The 22,992-nt window shown below is 38.0% G+C and carries 21 protein-coding genes and 1 pseudogene; 14 read left to right on the top strand and 8 right to left on the bottom strand.

What is annotated here, in order from left to right:
* Positions 1 to 5: 5 nt before the first annotated feature.
* From ACFILO_RS02835 to ACFILO_RS02825, 3 genes are all read right to left on the bottom strand, one after another.
* A complete protein-coding gene (locus ACFILO_RS02835; RefSeq protein ID WP_375638086.1) occupies positions 6 to 908 on the bottom strand; it encodes a hemin ABC transporter substrate-binding protein in 903 nt (300 codons plus the stop codon).
* Between the two features lie 18 nt (positions 909 to 926).
* Positions 927 to 1,970, bottom strand: a complete 1,044-nt coding sequence (locus tag ACFILO_RS02830; RefSeq protein ID WP_375677793.1) for a hemin-degrading factor — start codon at positions 1,968 to 1,970, stop codon at positions 927 to 929.
* Positions 1,971 to 2,233: 263 nt separating this feature from the next.
* Entirely contained in the window at positions 2,234 to 4,411 is a 2,178-nt protein-coding gene (locus tag ACFILO_RS02825) for a TonB-dependent hemoglobin/transferrin/lactoferrin family receptor (RefSeq protein WP_375631695.1), read from the bottom strand.
* 242 nt (positions 4,412 to 4,653) lie between these two features.
* Between ACFILO_RS02825 and ACFILO_RS02820 the strand changes: the two genes are divergently transcribed.
* Positions 4,654 to 5,424 carry an energy transducer TonB gene (locus ACFILO_RS02820; RefSeq protein ID WP_375631808.1) on the top strand — a complete coding sequence of 257 codons (771 nt, stop codon included), beginning with the start codon at positions 4,654 to 4,656 and terminating at the stop codon, positions 5,422 to 5,424.
* Between the two features lie 1,001 nt (positions 5,425 to 6,425).
* Here the strand turns inward: ACFILO_RS02820 and ACFILO_RS02815 are convergent.
* Positions 6,426 to 8,516 (bottom strand): lytic transglycosylase domain-containing protein, encoded by a 2,091-nt coding sequence (locus tag ACFILO_RS02815; protein ID WP_375652289.1) that lies wholly within the window; start codon positions 8,514 to 8,516, stop codon positions 6,426 to 6,428.
* Between the two features lie 250 nt (positions 8,517 to 8,766).
* Between ACFILO_RS02815 and dapA the strand changes: the two genes are divergently transcribed.
* Together dapA and smpB are read left to right on the top strand one after the other, a co-directional pair.
* Positions 8,767 to 9,651 (top strand): 4-hydroxy-tetrahydrodipicolinate synthase, encoded by an 885-nt coding sequence (dapA, locus tag ACFILO_RS02810; protein WP_375612952.1) that lies wholly within the window; start codon positions 8,767 to 8,769, stop codon positions 9,649 to 9,651.
* Positions 9,652 to 9,669: 18 nt separating this feature from the next.
* A complete protein-coding gene (smpB, locus tag ACFILO_RS02805) occupies positions 9,670 to 10,146 on the top strand; it encodes an SsrA-binding protein SmpB (protein WP_012231306.1) in 477 nt (158 codons plus the stop codon).
* 48 nt (positions 10,147 to 10,194) lie between these two features.
* Here the strand turns inward: smpB and ACFILO_RS02800 are convergent, their stop codons facing one another.
* Positions 10,195 to 10,863 (bottom strand): uracil-DNA glycosylase, encoded by a 669-nt coding sequence (locus ACFILO_RS02800; RefSeq protein WP_375613048.1) that lies wholly within the window; start codon positions 10,861 to 10,863, stop codon positions 10,195 to 10,197.
* 570 nt (positions 10,864 to 11,433) lie between these two features.
* Here ACFILO_RS02800 and rpoZ point away from each other — a divergent pair.
* The 11 genes from rpoZ to panB all read left to right on the top strand — a co-directional run bounded on the left by rpoZ (position 11,434) and on the right by panB (position 20,857).
* Positions 11,434 to 11,832, top strand: a complete 399-nt coding sequence (gene rpoZ, locus ACFILO_RS02795) for a DNA-directed RNA polymerase subunit omega (protein ID WP_273791104.1) — start codon at positions 11,434 to 11,436, stop codon at positions 11,830 to 11,832.
* A 128-nt stretch (positions 11,833 to 11,960) separates the two neighbouring features.
* Positions 11,961 to 14,186 carry a RelA/SpoT family protein gene (locus tag ACFILO_RS02790; protein WP_375612951.1) on the top strand — a complete coding sequence of 742 codons (2,226 nt, stop codon included), beginning with the start codon at positions 11,961 to 11,963 and terminating at the stop codon, positions 14,184 to 14,186.
* Between the two features lie 16 nt (positions 14,187 to 14,202).
* Positions 14,203 to 14,781, top strand: coding sequence for an orotate phosphoribosyltransferase (gene pyrE, locus ACFILO_RS02785; RefSeq protein ID WP_375677811.1), 579 nt, complete (start codon positions 14,203 to 14,205; stop codon positions 14,779 to 14,781).
* A 93-nt stretch (positions 14,782 to 14,874) separates the two neighbouring features.
* Entirely contained in the window at positions 14,875 to 15,483 is a 609-nt protein-coding gene (locus ACFILO_RS02780; protein ID WP_375610146.1) for a DUF2062 domain-containing protein, read from the top strand.
* A gap of 26 nt (positions 15,484 to 15,509) precedes the next feature.
* Positions 15,510 to 15,911, top strand: a complete 402-nt coding sequence (acpS, locus tag ACFILO_RS02775) for a holo-ACP synthase (protein ID WP_375629295.1) — start codon at positions 15,510 to 15,512, stop codon at positions 15,909 to 15,911.
* Between the two features lie 79 nt (positions 15,912 to 15,990).
* Positions 15,991 to 16,803, top strand: a complete 813-nt coding sequence (lepB, locus tag ACFILO_RS02770; RefSeq protein WP_375611213.1) for a signal peptidase I — start codon at positions 15,991 to 15,993, stop codon at positions 16,801 to 16,803.
* Positions 16,784 to 17,491 carry a ribonuclease III gene (rnc, locus tag ACFILO_RS02765; RefSeq protein ID WP_375631703.1) on the top strand — a complete coding sequence of 236 codons (708 nt, stop codon included), beginning with the start codon at positions 16,784 to 16,786 and terminating at the stop codon, positions 17,489 to 17,491. Before lepB ends, rnc begins: the two co-directional genes overlap by 20 nt.
* Positions 17,484 to 18,386 (top strand): GTPase Era, encoded by a 903-nt coding sequence (gene era / locus ACFILO_RS02760; protein WP_375631705.1) that lies wholly within the window; start codon positions 17,484 to 17,486, stop codon positions 18,384 to 18,386. The genes rnc and era overlap by 8 nt, the downstream gene beginning before the upstream one ends.
* 28 nt (positions 18,387 to 18,414) lie before the next feature.
* Positions 18,415 to 19,161 carry a DNA repair protein RecO gene (gene recO / locus ACFILO_RS02755; protein ID WP_375612947.1) on the top strand — a complete coding sequence of 249 codons (747 nt, stop codon included), beginning with the start codon at positions 18,415 to 18,417 and terminating at the stop codon, positions 19,159 to 19,161.
* A gap of 23 nt (positions 19,162 to 19,184) precedes the next feature.
* Entirely contained in the window at positions 19,185 to 20,045 is an 861-nt protein-coding gene (gene panC, locus ACFILO_RS02750) for a pantoate--beta-alanine ligase (RefSeq protein WP_375612946.1), read from the top strand.
* Positions 20,042 to 20,857, top strand: a complete 816-nt coding sequence (panB, locus tag ACFILO_RS02745) for a 3-methyl-2-oxobutanoate hydroxymethyltransferase (RefSeq protein ID WP_375612945.1) — start codon at positions 20,042 to 20,044, stop codon at positions 20,855 to 20,857. The genes panC and panB overlap by 4 nt, the downstream gene beginning before the upstream one ends.
* 98 nt (positions 20,858 to 20,955) lie before the next feature.
* Here the strand turns inward: panB and ACFILO_RS02740 are convergent.
* From ACFILO_RS02740 to ACFILO_RS02730, 3 genes and pseudogenes are all read right to left on the bottom strand, one after another.
* Positions 20,956 to 21,097, bottom strand: a pseudogene (locus ACFILO_RS02740) (integrase); the annotation flags it as partial.
* 351 nt (positions 21,098 to 21,448) lie between these two features.
* Positions 21,449 to 22,066, bottom strand: coding sequence for a YfbR-like 5'-deoxynucleotidase (locus ACFILO_RS02735; RefSeq protein WP_375677792.1), 618 nt, complete (start codon positions 22,064 to 22,066; stop codon positions 21,449 to 21,451).
* Positions 22,059 to 22,931 carry a YgfZ/GcvT domain-containing protein gene (locus tag ACFILO_RS02730; RefSeq protein ID WP_375629274.1) on the bottom strand — a complete coding sequence of 291 codons (873 nt, stop codon included), beginning with the start codon at positions 22,929 to 22,931 and terminating at the stop codon, positions 22,059 to 22,061. Before ACFILO_RS02730 ends, ACFILO_RS02735 begins: the two co-directional genes overlap by 8 nt.
* Positions 22,932 to 22,992 lie beyond the last annotated feature (61 nt).

Here is a 22,992-nt window from a genome sequence, read left to right as displayed (position 1 = left end):
TTTTATCAGCTCTTACCGTTTTGATGTGCACCATAAAGTATCTCAATAAGCTCTCTTGATGCGTCTGCAGTACGTGGACCAAATCCCAAAAAATACATAGCATCCATCTGTTTTATGGCATGATTTTTCGCTGCAGTTGTTGCTTGAATTGCCGGTATGGCTAAAATCTTATCAATGCTGGTTGATCTTGCACCATGTTTTACAAGCAAAATAACATCAGGATCTGATTTCAATAATGCTTCGCCGTTGAGAAGTTTATATCCTTTATAATCGGTGATAGCATTGATAGCGCCTGAAAGTTTGATCATACTATCAGCTGCAGTACCTGTTCCAGATGCCATGACGCGTCCATTTTGCACAGAGAAAACAAAAAGAACACGCTTTGGTGTTGTTACTTTCGCCAAACGCGCATCGTTGTCTAAAAAATTACGCTTCAATTTCTCAATTAACGCCGCGGCTTGCACTTCCCGATGAATGGCTTGACCAACGAGGCGAATCTTTTCTATCACATTTTCACGGGAGTAGTCTTCTGGTATGATCACCAGAGGTATTGATGTTTTTTTGAGAATATCAATTGTTGAAGCGGGACCACTTCCTTCAACAAGCAATATACCCTCTGGAGCAAGTGATAAAACCCCCTCAGGTGAAAGAGCACGCATATATCCAAGCACAGGAAGCTTGAGCGCTTCTTGTGGGTAGACGCTTGTACTATCACGGGCGACAAGTTGATCTTGGGCTCCCAATGCATAGACAATTTCTGTAAGTGCTCCGCCGATAGAAACAATTCGAGCATTTTCAGGAAAACGCGTTGCAGGTTCAGCAATTACTTGTTTAGAAAAACAAGTAAGAGAGAGCAGTAAACACGTAAGAAAAAGGTTTGATAACCTATGTAAAAGAGATATGAACATGTCTAACCTTATCTTATCTTAGTTACTGCTGTTTTCTTGGCATGATGGCAAACTATTCAATAAAGAACGCCAATCTTCACGTTCTTTTTGACCCTCCTTGCGTACGCCAAAAAATTGAATAACCATCTCATCATCTTTATCGAAAACTTCAAGTGAACTGACATAACCATCACGGGTAGGTTTGCGAACATGCCATACTCTAGCAATCCCGGACGTGAGTAAATGAAGGTCAAATCTTGGATCAAGAACATTAAGCCAAGGTCCCATTTGCTTAATATTTTTTACAGTCCCACTAAAAATTTGAATACACCCTTTATTCCCAACAAAACACATGATTGGCAGTTCTTGTTGTGCGACTTGGTTAAGCATTATTTCAACAGCATTTACCTGTAATTCATCGGCAAATTCATTACCAACATATTTTACAGCATGATGTCGATTAATTTTAAATTCGGAAATAATTTTGTGAAGTTGGTGTACATCTGTCATTTTCCGCCAACGATCCCGAAAACTCTCAATATCCAATTCTGTTATGTCACATTGGGCTGGGAGAGAAACGGGAAGAATGTTAAGAACAGGAGACTGATCTTCAAGAAGGAGCTTTTCAACAAGTTTATTCCACTCGTCCATATTTGTCATATCTTTAGAATAGACCTTTAAAATAGCAACGCCATGTTGATCAAAGAATTGCAGACTTTTTGTAGGTTTTCCAAGAATAACGACATCATATTCAAAACCGAACTTCCATTGTTTTGTAAAAATACGCAAATCAATTTCACCAAGTGTGATAGGAATATGTTCGTTTTGAACAATTTTTTCAAAGCGTCCCGTTATTTCGTGAACAGCATATTCATTGCGAGTTAAGACCATGACGGTTCCAAGTCGAGGTGCATTTTCCAAGAGAGTAGCAACATCGGTTTGTAGCCTTTTTGCTTTTCCAATGGTACAATAAGCCGCAATAAGCTCCGCTTCAGATATACCAATCGAAACCGCAAAATCGCGGTTTCGCATTTCTTTTTTTTCTTCACGCAAACGAAGAATCATTTCAGCTGTATGTGTCATGAATTTACCTTATGTTACTTAACTCAAAAACTAACTTTCAAATTTTACAATTCCAAGGCAATAAATTAAATTCTTTTAAGAGTTCAATCTATCACAAAATAACACTCTATCGCCAACAGCTGAGCAATCAAAAAACGATAAAACAGAAAGAATTAAAACTTTTCTACCAAATCTTTGTAATTTTAAAGATGTTGAAAATAGAAACACAATAATTAATCCTTTTATCAATACGATTTTATTGACCGAATAATTAACAGAAGTGACTAAAACTTTTGTACAAACGACACCTTAAAGTTACGACCAGGCTGGCTATAATAATCTTTTGGTGTTGAACTTTTACCTGAAGGAAGTTCAGATACATTCCAATATTTTGTATTGAAAAGATTATAAACACCGGCTCTTAGAATAGGTCCCGTTTCACCGAATGGTTTCCACCACCCTGTCATATCAACGACATGATATCCTGGAATTTTTTGGTAATCAGATTCTCCGGCTACTTTGTCACGTTTAGCTGCCAAAGTAAGGATAATATCGCTTCCCCAAACCTCTTTTGCATATCCTAATCCGATAACTGCTTTCAAAGGAGGAATCGAGTTAAGATACTCCTTTTTATCAAGATCTTTTCCTTGTGAATAAGCAAGAGCAACATTGCTATGAAAACCATTTTTAAGAACTAAATGAGCTTTTGTCTCAACACCAAAAATTTGCACGTGAAAACGATTCATGTAATGCCGACGCGCAAATCTAAATTCCTCTGATGGCCCCCTATCCTCAGTATCTATGAAATTCTTATATTGATTGAAAAAGGCATTGAAGGAACCACCGAAATTTACATTTCCATACCGTAGACCAACATCATACCCATTGCTTGTTTCTGGTTGAAGATCAGGATTCCCTTTCACGTAATAAGCAGAAGGTTTGATATAAGAGACGTAAAGTTCTGAAATACGTGGTGCACGAAAAGCCTGTGCCCACTGAGCATAGAGCGTTACTTGATTACGAACATCCCACTCCACGCGTAATTTAGGAGAAAAGCGTGAACCACTTCTTTCTGGAGGGAATTTATCAGAAATCAGTGCTTTCTCATAAGAAGGTGTTTTCTGAGGAACATATTTGTACCAATCATACCGGATTCCCGGTGTTACACGAAAACGATCATCAGCCAACCCAATTTCATCTTCAAAAACAAAACCTAAATTGTAACCATTTGTGTCTGGTGAATCTGATCGATTAGCAGGAACAAAAAGACATCCCCGAGCGTATTCTTTTATATGACAATTGTCTTTACCTAACAAATAGTGATGAAATTTAGATGACGAAACATTCATTACAAACTTTAACGTATGGTTTATAGTGCCAAAATCCACTTTTTTAAGGGCATCAGCATTGAAACCATAATTGATATTACGTAAGAAATTATCTCTCAAATAATCCCCTTTGGGAGCTGAAACACGAACACCTGTCATAACGTAACGACTTGATTGCCTTTGCCAATAAAGCTGCCCATTAAACGCATCAAGAACTGCATCACCATTACCATTATAATTATAAGAAAGAGAAAAGCGCTCACGAAGTTTATTATCCTGCTCATAAACGGAACCTGGAGCGTATCTTTTAGACGAATTTAATTCATGTGTGTTACTATTATGACCAAAACGCTCTGCGGTAAAACCAAGGCGGTGATTATCACTCAAATATTGATGAATTTTAAAAAGCAAGTTATTTTTATCAAAGTGAGAAGGGTTTTTGCGCGTGCGTTCCTCATACCCTTCTACTGTTCCCATATTTTTGCGCTCATGACCTTCTACATAAGATCCTTGAAAAAGTAAAAATGTCCGGTAATTACGCACAGCAAAAGCTTGATCGATGCGCCAGCTGTTATCAACAGAATTATAACCACCTTTTATAAGGCTTCCCCAATTCTTTTCTTCCACGATCAGGTCTTCAGGATCAAGGGTACGCAACGCAATGATTCCCCCTAAGGCACCAGAACCATAAAGACTAGAATCTGATCCCTGAATAGTATCAAACGTAGAAAGAGCATTGAAATCAAAAGTTGTGTTTCCACCTCCACCACGGAATATATCATTAAACCATGGAAGAGAAATACCATCCATTGTCGTAAGAACACGGTTTGCATCTAAACCCCGAATAACGAAACTGTTATTTTCTGAGTTATAGGATACGGAAGGATTAAGACGACTCACATCATAAACATCAGTTATTTGTCTTTCATCAATATTCTTGTTGGTCTTACGATCAGTCAGAATGGTTATTGAATTTGAAGCATCTTCTATTTTTTTTCCTTTAATAAGGATTGGTTTGAGTTCAGTGACAGCACTTCCATCTTTATTTTGTGCAAAAACAAATGAAGGTATACAGACCGATAATGCACTTAAAATTACACAGCTTTTATAGATATTTTTTCGTCTTATTTGCATAACACATCATAACCCTTTTAAACATCCCCTCTCTGTTTTGAAATTTTTTAATACAAAAAGGCTGGACTCACTGATTAAAACTTGCCAGCCAAGTAGGAATGATTTTGACAACGGCACAAAATCATTAGAAGACCATATTAAACATGACAAAATCAGTCAAGAAAAAAGTTGCAATTTCAAAATAGCCTGTTTTAATGAGATTGAACACCAATATTAAGCTTAAAATAGTGGCAGAAGAAACGATGAATTTTGCAAATACGAAACAATTATTAACTCTTTGGATTGGTGCATTTATTGGGGCTTTCTTTTTGCATGTATTATTGGCAGCACAGTTTTATTTTCAAAGTACTGGTATAAGTAATGGTTTGCTCTCGTCGGAGATTATGCTGACTTTTATGCAAGAAACTGTATATCCGGATGTTGATACAGACTTGCCAGATATTCATAGAGAGTCGGATATTAATACAGAGCAAGAAGTATTACAGTCTGATCTCCTAGAGCAGGAGTCAGAAGGATTGGAATCCGTGGATGAAATTCAATCGGAAGAACCTCAGCATATAGTAGAACAAGATGACTTAAAGCCTTTGGAAGAACCCCTACCTCAAAAAGTGGAGCATAAAGCGTTTATCAAAAAAACAATACCGATGCCAAAGGCTGTAGTAAAGCGCTCCAATGCAAAGGCGGTACGTTCTTCTTCCATCAACAAGGGCGGCGGGACAGCAGGGCTTGAAGATATGTTGTTAATGGAGTGGTTAGCAAAGGTACAGTCACAATTAGAAAGGCAAAAAAATTATATTGTGGGACAGCGCACCAATCGTACAAAAGGAACGGTGAAGTTAGAATTTATGGTGCATGAGCAGGGGAGTATTTTTTCTAGTCGTGTAGCAGTCTCTGCTGGTGACCCAGAACTTGATCGATTAGCGATGGCAGCCCTTCGACGCGTTGGTTCTTTTCCACCACCACCACCATCAAAAGTGAATAAAACAATTAGAGTATCCCTAATATTTAGCTGATTTTTTATGCGGGGCGCTTTTCTTATAATATATTGATTTATAATTTTAATGAAAGTTCAAATATAATTTATTCGAATTTTTTTGATGTTGAATCAATCAAAACCATCCGCTTACTTATGATACAAGTTGAGGAGGAGCATGGATAAAAAACTTCTAAAAAGCAGTGAATATACTTCTTATGAGTGCTCTAAATGAAAGGGCTTTTGCAACATTGGGAGTTAAGGGATGATAGAGCTATAGCTTTTATTAATTAAAGGTCTAATCGATTTTTATACCATTCATGAGAGGATTTTCGTAAGTACTTTTCAGATACACCGTTGTGAAATGGACTTAGAAACATTAAAATAAAACAATAATATAAATAAGAAAAACATACTATTTTGGGATGCTCTGTTTTGTGTGAAGGATGTGAGCTTATATGTAAAAATAAGAAAAAAAAGCAAAGCTTCATCTTCATCATTAAAAGATATTGACATATTTAAAAGTCGTAGAACCGAATGAAAAGGGAAGGGGCAGAAGAGAATTGTTTGTCTTTAAGGCTTTCTAACTCAATGAGTCTGTCTTTCTGTTATCAGAGATAATCCAAACGATATATATAATAACGTACTCTTATTTGTTATAGAAATGTTATAAGCAGGAAAAATAGTCTTAAAAGATGCTGTTTCACAAGATTTGAATATTGACTAATAAGCAACAGTAAAAGGATAAGCTATTTGTTTCACTCTTCTCTTATATTTGTAATCTCTATGATATTGTCGTCTATGTTGAGAAGAAAGGAATTATTTGTACTACCTGTTGATTTATAATGATAATTCATCATTTTGTATTTAAAATAAAAGACCCAAATAGCGTAGGGTTTTCTCATTTCGAATTTATTAATACTGAATCAATTAAAATTACTTTCTTATACGTCCTAAGAAAGTGGGTATGGTACTATTTAAAAAGGAATAAAAACACTTCTTATCAACGCTTTCAAATGCTATTTGGGAAGTTAAGGCATATTATTTCCGTCGACCAGAAAGCAAGTCGGTTTTTATATCTATTTTCCCAGTGAGTCTTGCTTTGTAGACACCATAATTTTCCATGACACGCATCACGTAATTACGTGTTTCTGTATAAGGAATACGTTCAATCCAATCAATGACGTTATCGAGAGATTGACCTCGAGGATCGCCATAACGTTTTATCCATTCATTGACTCGACGGGGACCCGCATTATAGCCAATAAGAGTTAGTATATAGGATCCATTAAAACGTTCTAATTGTTCATTGAGAAAATGAGCACCTAATGTTGCATTATAATGAGCATCACTGCTAAATTTTTTAGGAGACCATGCGATTGAGTATTTTTTTGCCAGTGCTTTTGCTGTTGTAGGAAGCAATTGGAGTATACCTTGTGCACCTGCTTTTGATATGGCTGTTGGATTAAATTCGCTTTCTTGGCGTGCAATGGCATAGATAAGCGATTTTTCTTCTACAGAAATATGAGCAGAAGCTGGTATAGCTCCCAGAGGATGAGAGAGTGCACCGACATTTTTCCCCTGAAAAACAGCCATTTTTCCAATTTTGAGGCTGGTATAATAGTCTCCATTTTTTTCTGCCATAACAGCCAGAAGAGCTAATTCACCGGGGCTTTCTATTTTTTTTCCGAGCTCTCTATAAAAAATTTTAGCAAAATCAGCATAGCCGGCTGCTTCAAGACGTTGAATTGCTTTGATCGCTTTTCGTGCACTAAAATGTTGTCGCTCAGCGGTTGTTGGTTTGGGAAAGAAAACTTTAAGCTTTTTTTGGTTGAGTCGTGCAGCGGCTAATTGACCATAGTAAGTTGCACCAAAATGAGCTGCGCGATGAAAGTATTGCTGGGCATTTTGATGTTCTTCTAGCGTTTCTGCTGTTCGTCCCATCCAGTAATATCCACGTGATGCATAAAAAGGTAAAGAAGAGAGTTGAGGAATACGTGAAAAATGCTGCATTGCCAATTTAGGGTTATGAAGAAACCGTAGTGCATACCACCCTGCATGAAACTCAGCATCGACGGCTAATGCAGATGTTATACCAGTGTGCATTGCAACAAGTTGATAAGCAATTTTTGGTTTGTTTAAATCGAGCATTTCACGAGAAAGGGCGCGTTGTTCTTTCCACAATGAATGAGGGTTCATAAGGCGGAATGCATCTTTTGATGTTTTCATCATGAGTGCTGCTGCTGCATCATATTGCTCTGTTCGTCGAAGATGGCGTATTCGAGCAAACTGAAAAAGAGGATCTTTTTGCCATGATCTCTCTACAGCTTTTAATTTTTGTGTAGCTCTAGGATCATTTTTTTCAACGGCCACAAAAGCATTAAAAAGAGATTGAGCATGGGCTAATTTTGCAACGCGTGCTGCTGAATCAAAACGATGTGCATAGAGCATAAACTGCATGCGTCTCAAATGATCAATAGGTTTTAATGCAGCGTTTGCATTTTTAAGAACAAATACTTCTTCTTTTGCATTAAGCTGTGTTTTATGCCACCATGGCGCAATAACGTGTTGAGCACGAGTGGTTTGTCCCGTTGCGATAAGTGCTTTAGCGAAGAGAGCCATCCCTTGTGCTGTTTGGGGCGGGTGATGAGAAAATTTTTGGATGATTGCGCGTGTGACGTTGGTTTCGTTAAGAAAAGCACGTTCAGCATTGCGTTGCATCGTTTCTATACCGGGCCATCCTTTTAGCATGTTGATTGCATTAAATATTTCAGAACTGGGTATATTAGCTTGGTTTGACACCCCCAGCGCCCATGTCAAAATATGACGATCAAGGCTATGTTTTTCCATTGAATTACGAAGATTTATTGTTTTTGCAATATTGTTGTTTGCTAGTGCATCTAGCCCAGTTTTCAGTTGCTGAAGTGTAGCAGTATTGTGTGATGTAGTGTGTATCTGTTGAAGAGATTCTTGAGCTTCTTTTGCGGTAAAGGGAGTAGGGCGAACCAAAGGGATTGGTACTTTCCCTTGCAAAAGGGGTGTTTGCGCGTATGCACTTGAAAATAAAATTCTTATTGCCAGTATAAGTGTAGTAAAGGTTGATACGAAAAGAGAGGTGGAAAATACACGCATAGAGAAAAGACCTTGAGACCTTGCTTTTTGTAAAAACTTAAGGATTTATAGAACACAAGCATGAAAAACGCGTTAATATAGACGGCTTATTTTAAAGAAATGTTCAACATTTAAGGAGGGACATTTTCATCTTATGGGGGCTTTTTTTGAAATTCATCTTGCTTCAATGATAGAGCAAGATTATGCTCTATTTAAAATTTATAAAAGGCGATTATAAAAAAATAAAAGCAAACATTATAGGGAGTTTATCATGCTCAAGGGAGCTATAACTGCGCTTATCACACCGTTTGATAACAAGGGCGCGATTGATGAGAAGGCGTTTTGTGATTTTGTTGAATGGCAGATCACACAAGGGATTAACGGTGTAAGCCCTGTTGGGACAACAGGTGAATCAGCAACGTTAAGTCATGAAGAACATAAGCGGATTATAGAATTGTGTGTTGAGCAGGTTGCAAAGCGTGTTCCTGTTGTTGCTGGAGCGGGATCAAATAGCACAAGCGAGGCTGTAGAGCTTGCACAATACGCGCAAAAAGCTGGTGCAGATGCAGTTTTGGTTGTCACTCCCTATTATAATAGACCAAATCAATCTGGCTTATACAAGCATTTTTCTTCCATTGCCAAAGCTGTTTCTATTCCGATTATAATTTATAATATTCCTGGTCGTTCTATTATCGATATGGCTGTAGAAACGATGAAAGACCTTTATCAAGATTTTAACAATATCATTGGTGTTAAGGATGCAACGAGCAGAATTGAGCGTGTTAGTGAACAAGGTGAAAAGTGTGGAAAAGATTTTGTACAGCTTTCCGGTGATGATTGTACGGCGTTAGGTTTTAATGCACATGGAGGTATGGGGTGTATTTCAGTTTCCTCCAATGTTGCTCCAAAGCTTTGTGCTGAACTTCAAGCCGCTTGTTTTCGTGGTGATTATAAAACAGCACGAGAATTAAATGATCGCTTGATGCCTCTTAATCGTGCTGTGTTTATTGAACCTAGTCCAGCAGGTATTAAATATGCTGCTGCAAAATTAGGATTTTGTGGTGATACTGTGCGTTCTCCTATTGTTCCATTAACAGAAAGAACAAAGAAGATTATTGATGCAGCCCTCAGTCATGCTGGTCTTTTAAAAGCATAAAATGATATTGACAAAGCCATGAATAAAAAAAAGAACGCGCCCGTACGGAAAATAATTGCTGACAATCGTAAAGCACGTTTTAATTTTGAAATCCTTAATAATCTCGAGGCTGGTCTTGTCCTTCAGGGAGCGGAAGTGAAGTCCTTACGTTCTAATCATGCCAATATTGCTGAAAGCTATGCGAGTTTTGAGAATGGGGAATTATGGTTAGTAAACAGCTATATTCCTGAATATACGCAGGCTAATCGTTTTAATCATGAACCACGACGTTTGCGCAAATTATTACTTTCAAAACGTGAGATGGCACGTTTTTTTAATGCAACGTCTCGTGAAGGAATGACACTTGTTCCTCTCAAACTTTATTTTAATGAACGAGGGCGCGTTAAGTTGGAGATCGCTCTAGCGCGGGGGAAAAAGCTTCATGATAAGCGCGAAACGGAAAAAAAACGTGATTGGGGACGTGAAAAAGCAAGACTTTTAAAAAGATATGGATGATGGATGCGATCTAGATATTCTTTATTCATAGCGCTGTTTAAAACAGTTTTAGCATTGATCTAAGTATGTTTTTGCTGCTTGAAAGATTTGGTGAAACATGGCGTCTGTCAAGCGCCCAGTATTTGTATTATAACGAGAACAGTGATAGCTCGAAAAGATGCGTAATCTGCCGATGTTATTGATTTCACCGTGTCCAAAAGGGTGAGATAAAACTTTTGCATTAAGGGCACGTATCGTTGAATAGTGCGCAATGGTGCCTAAGGTAATAACGGCTTTAAGTTTGGGAAGATTTGTTAAAAGAGGTGAGAAGAAATAGCGGCACGTGTTAATTTCTGCACCGGTGGGTTTATTTTCTGGTGGAACACAACGAACAGAGTTAACAATTGCTGCATCAATAAGTTCAAGAGTATCGTCTGCTCTTTCTTCAAAGGTTCCTTGGGCAAAACCAAACTTTTTTAAAGTTGAATAAAGTAAGTGCCCAGCATAATCACCAGTAAATGGACGTCCAGTTCGATTTGCTCCGCGTAATCCAGGAGCAAGCCCAACAATAAGAAGGCGTGTTGTATCTGGCCCTTTATAAGGAAAGAATGGGCGCACCGGTGCGTTATACCAACTTGGTTCTTTTACACGCCAGCCAGCGATAAATTGATGAAGCCTAGGACATAAATTGCAATTTTGGGGTGGTTCTGGGCAAAGTGATGTTAATTGGCTATTCATGGTGTTAGGCATCAATCGTTTTTCTATTTTTTTGAGTCTTTATATAGCGTATATGACGGGTTATGTTTTGATAAACAATCTATAATGAATATAAATAAACTTTTTTAGAAGAAAGTTTAATATAAACTTATTGCTCATTATTGTGTAAAGAGAGATCATCTTTCAGTAATTTATTCGATGAATAAGAGTGCGATACACATGATGTTCAAAGAAAAAAGTTTTCTCTTTAGATAAAGATATTATCATAAAAAGTATGTATAAGGCTGCTGTTATTGCAAAGGGTTTAAACAGCAGGTATTCCTTTTAAAAGGATAAGGACTCCAGACAAGTATTTTGTCAAGAAAGACCTCCCTTCGTTTGAAGTCAATCTATTGGAATGCTTTTAAAAGAAATTTTGATAACAAGCATGAATAGGTTATACATTTTTATAAATTTTCCAAGAATTTTTTTAAATAAGTTCTTTAATCAAAAAATATAAAAGTTTGTGTTGTTTTTCTTGTGTTTTATTTTGATTATTGTATATACTCCTCTATCCGCTATTAAATTTTTTTATTTGAGAAAGAGGCATAAATGGCCCGCGTAACGGTAGAAGATTGTATTGATAAAGTTGACAACCGCTTTGAATTGGTACTTTTAGCAGGTCATCGGGCGCGTCAGATTTCACAAGGAGCGCAGATTACGGTTGATCGTGATAATGATAAAAATCCAGTTGTTGCTTTGCGTGAAATAGCAGAAGAAACATTGTCGCCTGCTGATTTAAAGGAAGACCTTATTCATTCGTTGCAAAAGCATGTGGAAGTAGATGAGCCAGAAATGGCAAGTGAATTTATTACCCATTCAGGTGAAGCTGAAAGTGTTTTTAATACGTCGTCGCAAGAAGAAGGTACTTCATTTGATCATATGTCAGAAGAAGAGCTTTTAGCGGGTATTGAAGGTTTGGTTGTTCCAGAAAAAAGTGACGATTATTAATTGCAGCAATTTATGTTACAGGAGTAAAGATACCTTGTCATGTAAGGAGCAATTATTTTTCTTGTCTTTTATTGATAGGACATGTTCAATAAAGATTAGAGGTGTGAAAAGATAAAGGATATGCTCGTATGATGCGTCAGTGTGAGCTTGTTGGACGTGTTCAACGTTACAAGTCTGACGTAGATGAGGCTCTTTTAAACAGGGCCTATGATTATGCAATGAAAAAGCATGCACATCAAAAGCGTGCATCAGGTGATCTTTATTTTTCTCATCCTTTAGAAGTTGCTGCTATTTTGACAGATATGCGGTTGGACGAGGCAACGATTGCTGTTGCTCTTTTGCATGATACAATTGAAGATACAAGCGCTACACGAGCAGAAATTGATCAGCTTTTTGGTTCTGAAATTGGGAAGTTGGTTGAAGGGCTTACAAAGCTTAATAAGCTTGATCTTGTATCAAAGAAAGCCGTACAAGCAGAAAATCTTCGTAAACTTCTTATTGCTATTTCTGATGATGTTCGTGTTCTTTTAGTCAAACTTGCTGATCGTCTTCATAATATGCGTACCCTTGGTGTTATGCGTGATGATAAACGTCGGCGAATTGCTGAGGAGACGATGGATATCTATGCGCCACTTGCAGGTCGTATGGGTATGCAGGATATGCGTGAGGAATTAGAGGATCTCTCTTTCTTTTATTTAAATCCAGAAGGTTATCGTACAATTACCAATCGACTTTCTGAATTATTGAAACACAACCGTGATTTGCTTTCCACAATTGAAAATGAATTGACAAAACTTTTTTTGGAGCATGGTATTAAAGCAGATGTTAAAAGCCGTCAGAAAAAATCTTATTCAGTTTTTCGCAAAATGGAAAGTAAAGCATTATCTTTTGAACAATTATCGGATATTTTTGGATTTCGTGTGATTGTTGAGTCCGTGAATGATTGTTATCGTGCTCTTGGTGTCATTCATACGACATGGCCAATGGTTCCTGGTCGTTTTAAAGATTATATCTCTATACCAAAGCAAAATGATTATCGTTCTATTCATACAACAATTGTTGGTCCTTCAAGACAACGTGTTGAGTTGCAAATTAGAACGGCTTCTATGGATGAAGTTGCTGAATATGGGGTTGCTGCTCATTCCATATATAAAGAGCATGGTTCCAATTATTCGACTGTGAAGTTATCAAGTGAAACGAATGCCTATGCATGGTTGCGTCAAACGATACAATCTTTGTCTGATGGAGATAATCCAGAAGAGTTTTTAGAACATACAAAACTTGAGCTTTTTCAAGACCAAGTTTTTTGTTTTACGCCGAAAGGTCGATTAATTGCTTTTCCTAAAGGAGCTACGCCTATTGATTTTGCTTATGCCGTCCATACAGACATCGGTGATTCTTGTGTGGGTGTAAAAATCAATGGTCGTATTATGCCTTTAATGACCAAATTAAAAAATGGTGATGAGGTTGATATTATTCGCTCACACGCTCAAATTCCGCCAGCAGCATGGGAATTTCTTGTTGTCACGGGTAAAGCACGTTCAGCTATTCGACGAGCAAGTCGTGCAGCGGTACGTAAACAATATTCGGGTTTAGGATATCGTATTCTCGAGCGTTCATTTGAATATATGGGAAAGCAATTTTCAAAAGACCTTTTGAAGAAAGTTTTGCCACGTTTAGCACGTAAAGATGTAGAGGATGTATTGGCTGCTGTTGGGCGTGGAGAGCTGTTTTCCGCTGATGTGATTAAAGCGGTTTATCCTGATTATCAAGATCACCGTGTGGTACAAAAGTCATCTTTTAAGCCTGGGGAAGAAGGTTGGTTTAATATTGAAAATGCTCAAGGTATGATTTTTAAAGTTCCAGAAAATGAAAAGAATGCAAAGGTCGAGAATCATCAATCTAAAGCCTTGCCTATTAGAGGAACCCGTGGAGATATACCCGTACGTTTTTCACCGGAAGGAGCAGTACCTGGAGATCGGATTGTTGGTATTATGCAGCCAGGAGCTGGGATCGTTATTTATCCAATACAGTCTTCAGCTTTGATGGCGTATGATGATCAGCCAGAACGATGGATTGATGTTCGCTGGGATATTGATGCCCAAATGAATGAACGTTTTCCTGCACGGATGAATATTTTAGTTGTAAATAGTCCTGGTTCTCTGGCTGAAATTACACAAATAATTTCTGCTAACGATGCCAATATCCAAAATTTATCTTTTATCCGTACAGCACCAGATTTTACAGAAATTATGATTGATTTGGAAGTGTGGGATTTAAAACATTTGAATCGTATTTTTTCTCAGTTAAAAAAGGCAGGTTCAGTAAGTACAGTACGGCGGGTTCATGGATAAAAAGAAAGATTGTGCAATGAAGACACAAGATGTCATTGATATTTTTAAACAAGCAGATGCTATTCTAGAAGGGCATTTTATTTTAACATCGGGGCGCCATAGTGCGACTTATATGCAAAAAGCGAAAGTATTCATGCATGCTGACTTGACGGAAAAGTTATGTCGTGGATTGGCTGAAAAAATCAAAAAATCTATCGAGGGAAAAATTGACTATGTTGTTGGTCCCGCAATTGGCGGTCTTATTCCTTCCTATGAAACTTCACGTCACCTTGGTGTTCCTTCTCTTTGGGTAGAGCGTGTAAATGGCATCTTTGAATTGCGTCGTTTTGAAATCAAGAAGGGTGCACGGGTTGTTATTGTTGAAGATATTGTAACAACGGGGCTTTCTATTCGTGAGACTGTTGAAGCGCTTGTTTCAGCAGGAGCAGAGGTATTGGCCAGTGCATGTATCCTTGATCGTTCTGGTGGTAAGGTCAATGTTGGAGTTCCATTGATTGCGCTTGCTGAATACGAGATAACCTCTTATGCTAGTGATGCACTTCCTGCAGAGCTTTCTGTTCTTCCCGCGATTAAACCAGGCAGTCGAAATATTTAATTGTCGTTCTATTTTTTTTGTGCAAAAGCTTAAAAAGATTAATTTGGATGATATAGATTATTTCATCATTAAAAGATGTATATTGAGAGTCATATGCTTTTTCGTCGTCGAGAACCAATAGATTTTGTAACGCGTATTCGACTTTGGTTATGGCCACGTCGTTCATTTTCTCGCTCATTTTGCTACATACATAAACGTATTTTGCGTATATCAGCAACACCGCATGAAGTAGCATTAGGGGTTGCTGTTGGCGTTTTTTTAGCTTGTTCCCCTTTCTTTGGGCTGCATATTATTTTGGCAATATTTTTTTCTTGGCTTTTGCGTGCAAACTTTGCTGCCGCAATCATTGGGACAATTTTTTCTAATCCACTCACATTTTTATTGATTGTCATGGCTGATTATAAAGTAGGGTATTTTTGTTTATCACTTTTTAGCGATGTCAAAGAGATTTCTCTTTCGCAAATTCGTGCTCTATTTAATGGTTTGACATTGTCAAATCTCTCTCTCCTCTTTAAAGGCGCATGGGACACAATTATGAGTCCTATGATTTTAGGGGGAACTCTTTTAGGTATTGTTTTTGGTGGTTTATCTTATATAGGTGTTTACAGAGCAACGGTTCGTTTTAAACAAAAGCGATATCAAAAGATTATAAAAAAAAGGCGTTTAAAGAAGCGCTCATCGCCTGTATTAAAACAGAAATAAATTTAAGAAAGATCGGGTAATATCTTATGATTATTGGTCTTGGAAATGATCTGGTTGATATACGACGTATTGAGAAAATGTTGGTTCGTTATGGTGAGCGTTTTATCGAACGTATTTTTACGGATATTGAAAGAAATAGATCTGAAAATCTCAAAAAAAGCTCCTCTTCCTATGCAAAAAGATTTGCTGCTAAAGAAGCATGTGCTAAAGCCTTAGGAACGGGAATCGCTTGTGGTATCAATTGGAAAGACATGGGGGTAGTTAATTTGCCATCTGGTAAACCAATAATGCAATTAACAAATCGTGCGCAAATACAACTTCAAAAATTATTACCTCCTCATCATGATGCAGTTATTCATCTTAGTATAACAGATGATTTTCCTTGGGCACAGGCATTTATTATTATCGAAGCACTTCCACGTGGATAGATGGCATGAGAGATTGTGCTTTTGTTATTTGAATATTATGATGAAAAAAATTATATCTGTGATGAGAAGGCAGTTGGTGATGATCCAAAAAGATAAAGTGCATAAAAAAGAAAAAAAAGGTGGGCTTCGTGAATTTATTTCTGTTTTAATACAGGCTTTGCTTTTAGCAGCGTTTATTCGGACACTTTTTTTCCAGCCGTTTAGTATTCCTTCCGGTTCAATGCGTCCTACTTTGTTGGTGGGAGATTATCTGTTTGTTTCTAAGTATGCATATGGGTATTCTCGTTTTTCCATCCCCTTTTCTCCTCCTCTTTTTTCTGGACGGATTTGGGCATCTCAACCTCAACGTGGAGATGTGGTCGTTTTTCGCTTACCAAGTAATCCGAAGATTGATTATATAAAACGCGTTGTTGGGCTACCAGGTGATCGTATACAAGTCCGTCAAAGTGTCCTTTATATTAATGATGAGGCTGTTTCACGTCACTTTATGGGGGAGATTGATAATTCTGATATAACAGAGGTTAACTATCCTGTTGAGGTTTATCGCGAGACAATGCCTAACGGTGTCAGTTATGATACACTTGATTTAGCTTTCATCCCGAAAGTTGATGATACAGAAGTCTTTGAAGTTCCTCAAGGACATTACTTTATGATGGGAGATAACCGCGACAATTCAGATGATAGTCGTTTAGATGTAGGCTATGTTCCAGAAGAAAATCTTATTGGTCGCGCGAGCGTGATTTTCTTTTCTATCAGTAATGGTTCAAGTGCTTGGCAGATTTGGCGCTGGCCATTTGATGTGCGTTGGAAACGTTTGTTTTCTTTCATAAATACGGTTCATGATTTGCCGCTTATCAAGCAAGGAAACAACGATGAAACGTCTCATGATTGATCAGCTTTTCAAGCTGACGGGGCATCGTTTTAAAGATGAAGAGAGGTTAAAGAAGGCATTAACACACTCGAGTGTACAAGATTCGGAACAGGGGAATTATGAACGACTAGAGTTTCTAGGGGATCGGGTTTTAGGGCTTTTGATTGCAGAGATGCTGTATCAACTTTTTCCTCAGGCAAGTGAAGGTGAATTATCAGTCCGTTTAAATCATCTGGTCAATGCACAGACATGTGCTGATATTGCGCGTGAAATGAGACTTCCTGATATGATCCGTGTTGGTTTTGAGATGAAAAATTTTGAGGGGCGTCGACTTATCAACATGCATGCAGATGTCGTGGAAGCTTTGATTGCCGTAATATATCTCGATGGAGGATTGGAAAGCGTTCGCCCTTTTATTCAAAAATATTGGCAAAGTCGGGCAAAGAAAATGGATGCTGGTCGACGTGATGCCAAGACAGAATTACAGGAATGGGCGCATATCCAAGGCAATGCACAACCACATTATCAGGTTATAAAACGTTCAGGTCCAGATCACGATCCTGTTTTTATTGTAGAGGTCAGTATTTCTGGGTTTGCTTCAGAGATTGGGCAGGGAAGCTCCAAAAGATATGCTGAAAGAATGGCAGCTGAAAAAATTTTGCGACGAGAGGGTGTATGGAAAACAGTGGGAAAAAATGATCATGAGTGACGTTATGAAAACGCGTTCTGGGTTTGTTGTGCTTATTGGGATGCCTAATGCCGGTAAATCGACACTGGTTAATCAATTGGTTGGAACAAAGGTTTCAATTGTAACACATAAGGTACAAACAACACGAACTTTAATCCGCGGTATTGTCATTCATGATGATGTGCAAATTGTGTTGGTCGATACACCGGGTGTTTTTCGTCCCCATAAGCGCTTAGAACGAGCCATGGTCTCTGCTGCTTGGGGAGGGGCTAAGAGCGCTGATGTTCTACTCGTTTTAATTGACGCTCAAAGTGGTCTTTCGGATGAAGTTGATATGATGTTAGATATTGTAAACAATATGAAACAAGAAAAAGTTCTTGTTCTTAATAAGGTTGATACAGTTGTTAAATCATCTCTTCTAGCGTTAACCACTAAAATAAATGAACGTGTAAAGTTTGCGCAAACATTTATGATTTCTGCTCTAAACGGTTCTGGTTGCAAGGATTTACTTCATGCGTTGAGTAACATGATGCAGGAAGGGCCATGGTATTATCCGGAAGATCAAATTTCTGATATGCCTATGCGTCATCTTGCTGCTGAAATTACGCGTGAAAAACTTTTTCTTCGTCTTCATGATGAACTTCCTTATTCCTCAACGGTTGAAACAGAAAACTGGGAAGAGCGTTCAGATGGTTCCGTTAAAATTAATCAAGTTATTTATGTCGAGCGTGAGAGTCAGAAAAAAATTGTCTTAGGAGCAAAAGGCGATACAATTAAAGCGATTGGTCAAGCAGCACGTAAAGAACTCATGGAAATTATGGATCAAAAGGTGCATCTTTTTCTCTTTGTGAAAGTGCGCGATAATTGGGATACCGATCCAGAACGTTATCGTGAAATGGGATTGGATTTTTTTTAATAAGATTTTTAAAAATAATTAAAGTAAAATGAAGTGGAAAGAACAAGCCGTTATACTTGGTACACGCCAATATGGTGAAACAAGTGTTATTCTTGAGATTATGACACGTGAACATGGTCGTTATATGGGAGTGGTAAAAGGGGGGCGCTCGCGTCGCATGGCAGCTCTTCTTCAACCTGGAAATTTTGTGGAGGCTGAATGGTGGGCTCGTTTAGACGAACATTTGGGACTTTTTCGGCTTGAAGCTCTTGATTTACATGCGGCACGATTAATCTGTCTACCAGAAGCACTTTATACTTTGCAATTGATAGCTTTTCATTTGCGGCTTCTTCCCGAACGTGATCCGCACCCCATTTTATATGATATTTTACACCTTTTTATGCAGAATTTTGATGAACCATTTGTAAATGCAGAATTGCTTGTACGTTTTGAAATGCGGCTTCTTGAAGAACTTGGTTTTGGTCTTGATTTATCTTGTTGTGCTGCAACAGGTCGTCAGGAAAGGCTTCATTACGTATCACCAAAATCTGGACGGGCTGTCTGTGAAGAAGCAGGGGAACCTTGGAAAAAAAAGCTTCTCATTCTACCACAGTTTCTTGTACAAAGAACGACTCGTCCTGCTGATTTTAGTGACATAATAAATGGTTTTATACTGACGGGTTTTTTTCTTATGCGTCATGTCTGGGAGCCACGAGATATAAAGCAGCCGTCAGTGCGCATGAATTTGATACAATTGTTTGAGCGTCAATTTGGTGTACAGGCATTAATTGGTTGATCTGATGATAATTGAATGGGAAAATGAGAATTTTAAAGACAATTGCTGAAGTCCGCCAATATACTTCAGAGGAACGACGTTTAGGTTTTTCGATTGGTTTTGTTCCAACAATGGGGGCATTGCATGATGGACATCTTGCATTAGTACAGTATGCAAGAGCAATGTGTGATCGCGTAGTGGTTTCTATTTTTGTCAATCCAAAGCAATTTGGACCTCATGAAGATTTTTCTCAATATCCAAGAGATTTGAAGGGCGATTGTGCTTTGTTAAAAGAAGCAGGTGTTGAATGTGTTTTTGCTCCTTCTGTCGATGAAATGTGGCCACTGGGGAATGATACAATTGTACAAGTGAAAAAATTATCACGTATTTTGATGGGAAAATTACGTCCGGGGCATTTTTGTGGTGTAACAAGCGTTGTTGCTAAACTTTTTAACATTGTCCAACCAGATAAGGCTTTTTTTGGGGAAAAAGATTTTCAACAAATTTTAATTATTCGGCGTATGGTTGAAGATTTGGCTTTTCCTATTGAAATCGTTGGAGTTCCTATTCTACGGGAGTCAGATGGTGTAGCGTGTTCTTCACGCAATCAGCTTTTAACATTAGAAGATCGTAAAGCTGCCAAAATTATTCCTGAAAGTGGAAAAGCTGCTGAAAAGCTTTATCATGAAGGTGAACGGTCGGTTGATAAATTATGCAAAACTGTTCGTGATATTTTACAACAAGAAACGCGTGCAATCATTGAAGCGATAGATTTACGGGATATGGAAACTTTATGCGTGGTTAAAGGAACATTGAATAAACCAGCAGTTTTACTTCTTACTGTCCGCTTTGGTGAGATAAGGCTGATTGATCAATATATATTGCAAGAGAAGGGTGGAAAATGAGTGTACATAAAACCGTAAAGCGTATAACATCTTCCGAAATACGTGCACGAAAGGGACAACAGCCAATTGTTTCTTTAACAGCTTATCAAGCTTATACTGCGCGGATTGCTGATCCATATTGCGATATCCTTTTGGTTGGTGATAGCGTTGGGATGGTTGTGTATGGGTTTGAGACAACGCTTCCTGTTAATTTAGATATGATGATTTCACACGGGAAAGCCGTGGTGCGTGGATCTCAAAAAGCTCTTGTTGTTATTGATATGCCTTTTGGTTCTTATGAGGAAAGTCCAGAGCAAGCTTTTTTAAATGCATCGCGCATTCTTGCACAAACGGGGTGTGGTGCAGTTAAGCTTGAAGGGGGCGTTTATATAGCCGAAACAGTAGATTTTTTGTGTAAACGTGGCATTCCAGTGATGGGGCACATTGGTCTTACACCCCAAGCAATGAATCGTTTTGGTGGTTTTAAAACACAAGGACGCAAGGAGAATGATTGGCAAAGAATTGAAGCAGATGGAGCAGCGATTGAAGAGGCAGGTGCTTTTGCTGTTGTTTTAGAAGCAATGGTTGAACCTTTAGCGGTGAAACTGACAGATAAGCTTTCTATCCCTACGATCGGTATAGGGGCGTCCAATCAATGTGATGGGCAAGTATTGGTTATGGAAGATATGTTGGGCTATGGTTCTCATGTGCCAAAATTTGTACGCCGTTATGGAGACCTTGAACAAGCGATGGAAACTGCAATAAAGAATTATGCAGAGGATGTCACATCTCGTGCTTTCCCAGCGGATAATGAAGTTTATAAACTAAAATAAACTTCAGTTTAAGATGAAAGGTTTGACAAGAGAACATTTGTTATTTTGATAATGAATGTGCATTTTTAATATATTTTGTATGCAATTTGAACTGTGATTTTTTCCATTTCTTTAATGAAGTCACGCCTCTCATGCAAAACAGAACGCCATTGGGTCGCTAATTCACGTGCTTTTTTAAAGAAAGCTTTCTTAAGGTACTCAACCTATTTCGCGACGGCGTTCGTGAATAGTATAGTGGTAAGTCCCTTATGAAGTGTATAAAATTTATAGAGTACTCCCGTCTTTACGCTTCATAAGAGAGCAAGCCGGCATCATCACACACTTTGCCAATTTTCAATGCTGCGACAGCGCTTAGCACTTGAGATGGTTCATAAGAAGCATTTTAACTCTTTCTTTAAAAAATTTTACCCACACGCCAGACCCGCTTGTGGTGTGCAAGAGAATGATTTTGATTGATTCAATATAAACAGATTTGAAATGAGTGAAGCTTACGATATTAGGAGCTCTCATTCAAAATGAAAAAACAATGAATTATTATTATAAGTCAGTGTGATGATTCTGTAATGACAAGGAATCAACAATGCGAAGGGGCTATAATCTTTGGACATCCAAGTCATTAAAGCGCGTTAAAAATGCGTTTTCAATGTGTTGGGTAGAATAGGGGGATAAATTCAGATCATCGGGTAGAATATTATTGGGAGAGCCAAAATAGTGAAGGGCTTCTTCTGTATTAAATCCAGCAAGCGTAATCGCTTCATAATAGGCAGCGATACGGTCGGCTTGTTTAATTTTTTTTAAAAGTTTTTGAGAAAGATCAACGGGAAGAGAAAAGCGCATGTGGATAGCATCTTGGATGCGCTTTTCAACGCGTTCATATTGTTTTCCTATAACAGCTTTAAAAGGGGAAATCATATCGCCGATGACATATTCTGGAGCATCATGAAGAAGGGCATAAAGACATTCGTTGCTTCCCGATTGTGGAAAAAGTTTTTGAAATATTTGTTCAACCAAAAGTGAATGTTGTGCAACAGAATAGGCATGCTCTCCTCGTGTTTGACCGTTCCAACGTGCTACGCGAGCAAGTCCATGGGCAATATCTTCAATTTCAACATCAAAAGGAGAAGGGTTGAGAAGATCAAGTCGCCTTCCAGAGAGCATTCTTTGCCAAGCGCGGGCTTTTCCATTTTTTAATAATTCAGCTTTAGCCATGAGTGTTTTCTATAGTATTTTCAGGAAAGGTAAAATTCATATTTTCAGCAATGCTTATAGTGACAGGAATGTTTTTTACAGTAAAGGGGATGTTATGATCCATAGCATCTTTGACGTGGTCAATACGCATTAAAGCAAGAGCCTCATTTTCTACACATGTTCCCAAGTAGCCAAGCACTTTTGTTCCTGCTTCAATGCTAGATTGAGGGGTTAATTTACACTGGCCTTTTACAATAAAAATACGGCGACGTGCTGCACGGCGGTGGTGCATTCGTGAAACAATTTCTTGTCCAATATAACATCCTTTATTGAATGCAAGTCCATTGATTTGATCGTAATTAATATCATGAGGAAAGACTTTGCCAATTTCATAGTCTTGATCACTTTCCGCAATTGCATAACGGATACGCAATTGATTCCATGTGTCATGATATTCTGAAGTTAAAAAAGGTTTTTTGCCATAGATTCGTATTATTTTTTCTTTTTGTGGGAAGCGTTTATCAACAAAACTTGAATCAAAATTTAAAGCATCTGATTCATTATTCAAAGAAACTGTAACAAGCTCTTGGAATGGTTGTGTAATTTCTACTTTTTTGCGCAGCTTATAGAGCAACAGACGCTTATGGAGCGTATCAGCTAAAGGCATCCTGATATCAATCAGGTAACCATCTTCTTTTTTTCCGATAAGAAAATCAGCAAGAACCTTTCCTTGTGGGGATAAAAGGGCTCCAGGGAAAAGTTCCTGTGGACTGATTTTTTTTACATCTGTCGTGATCAGGGATTGTAGAAAATCTGTTGCTTCTTCGCCTGTAATTTGAATAAGTCCGCGGTTTTTTAAGCAAATGGCATTTTGTTTTTCAATCATGGTTCTTGCCTTTCTGCTCAAAGTTACATAATCGATAAGTGAGCAATATGTAAGGAGCGTG

Source organism: Bartonella sp. AP72JLCBS (genome assembly GCF_042195705.1).
Lineage (GTDB): Bacteria > Pseudomonadota > Alphaproteobacteria > Rhizobiales > Rhizobiaceae > Bartonella.
Note: the sequence above shows the minus strand (reverse complement) of the source record. Positions and strands in the feature narration are given on the sequence as shown.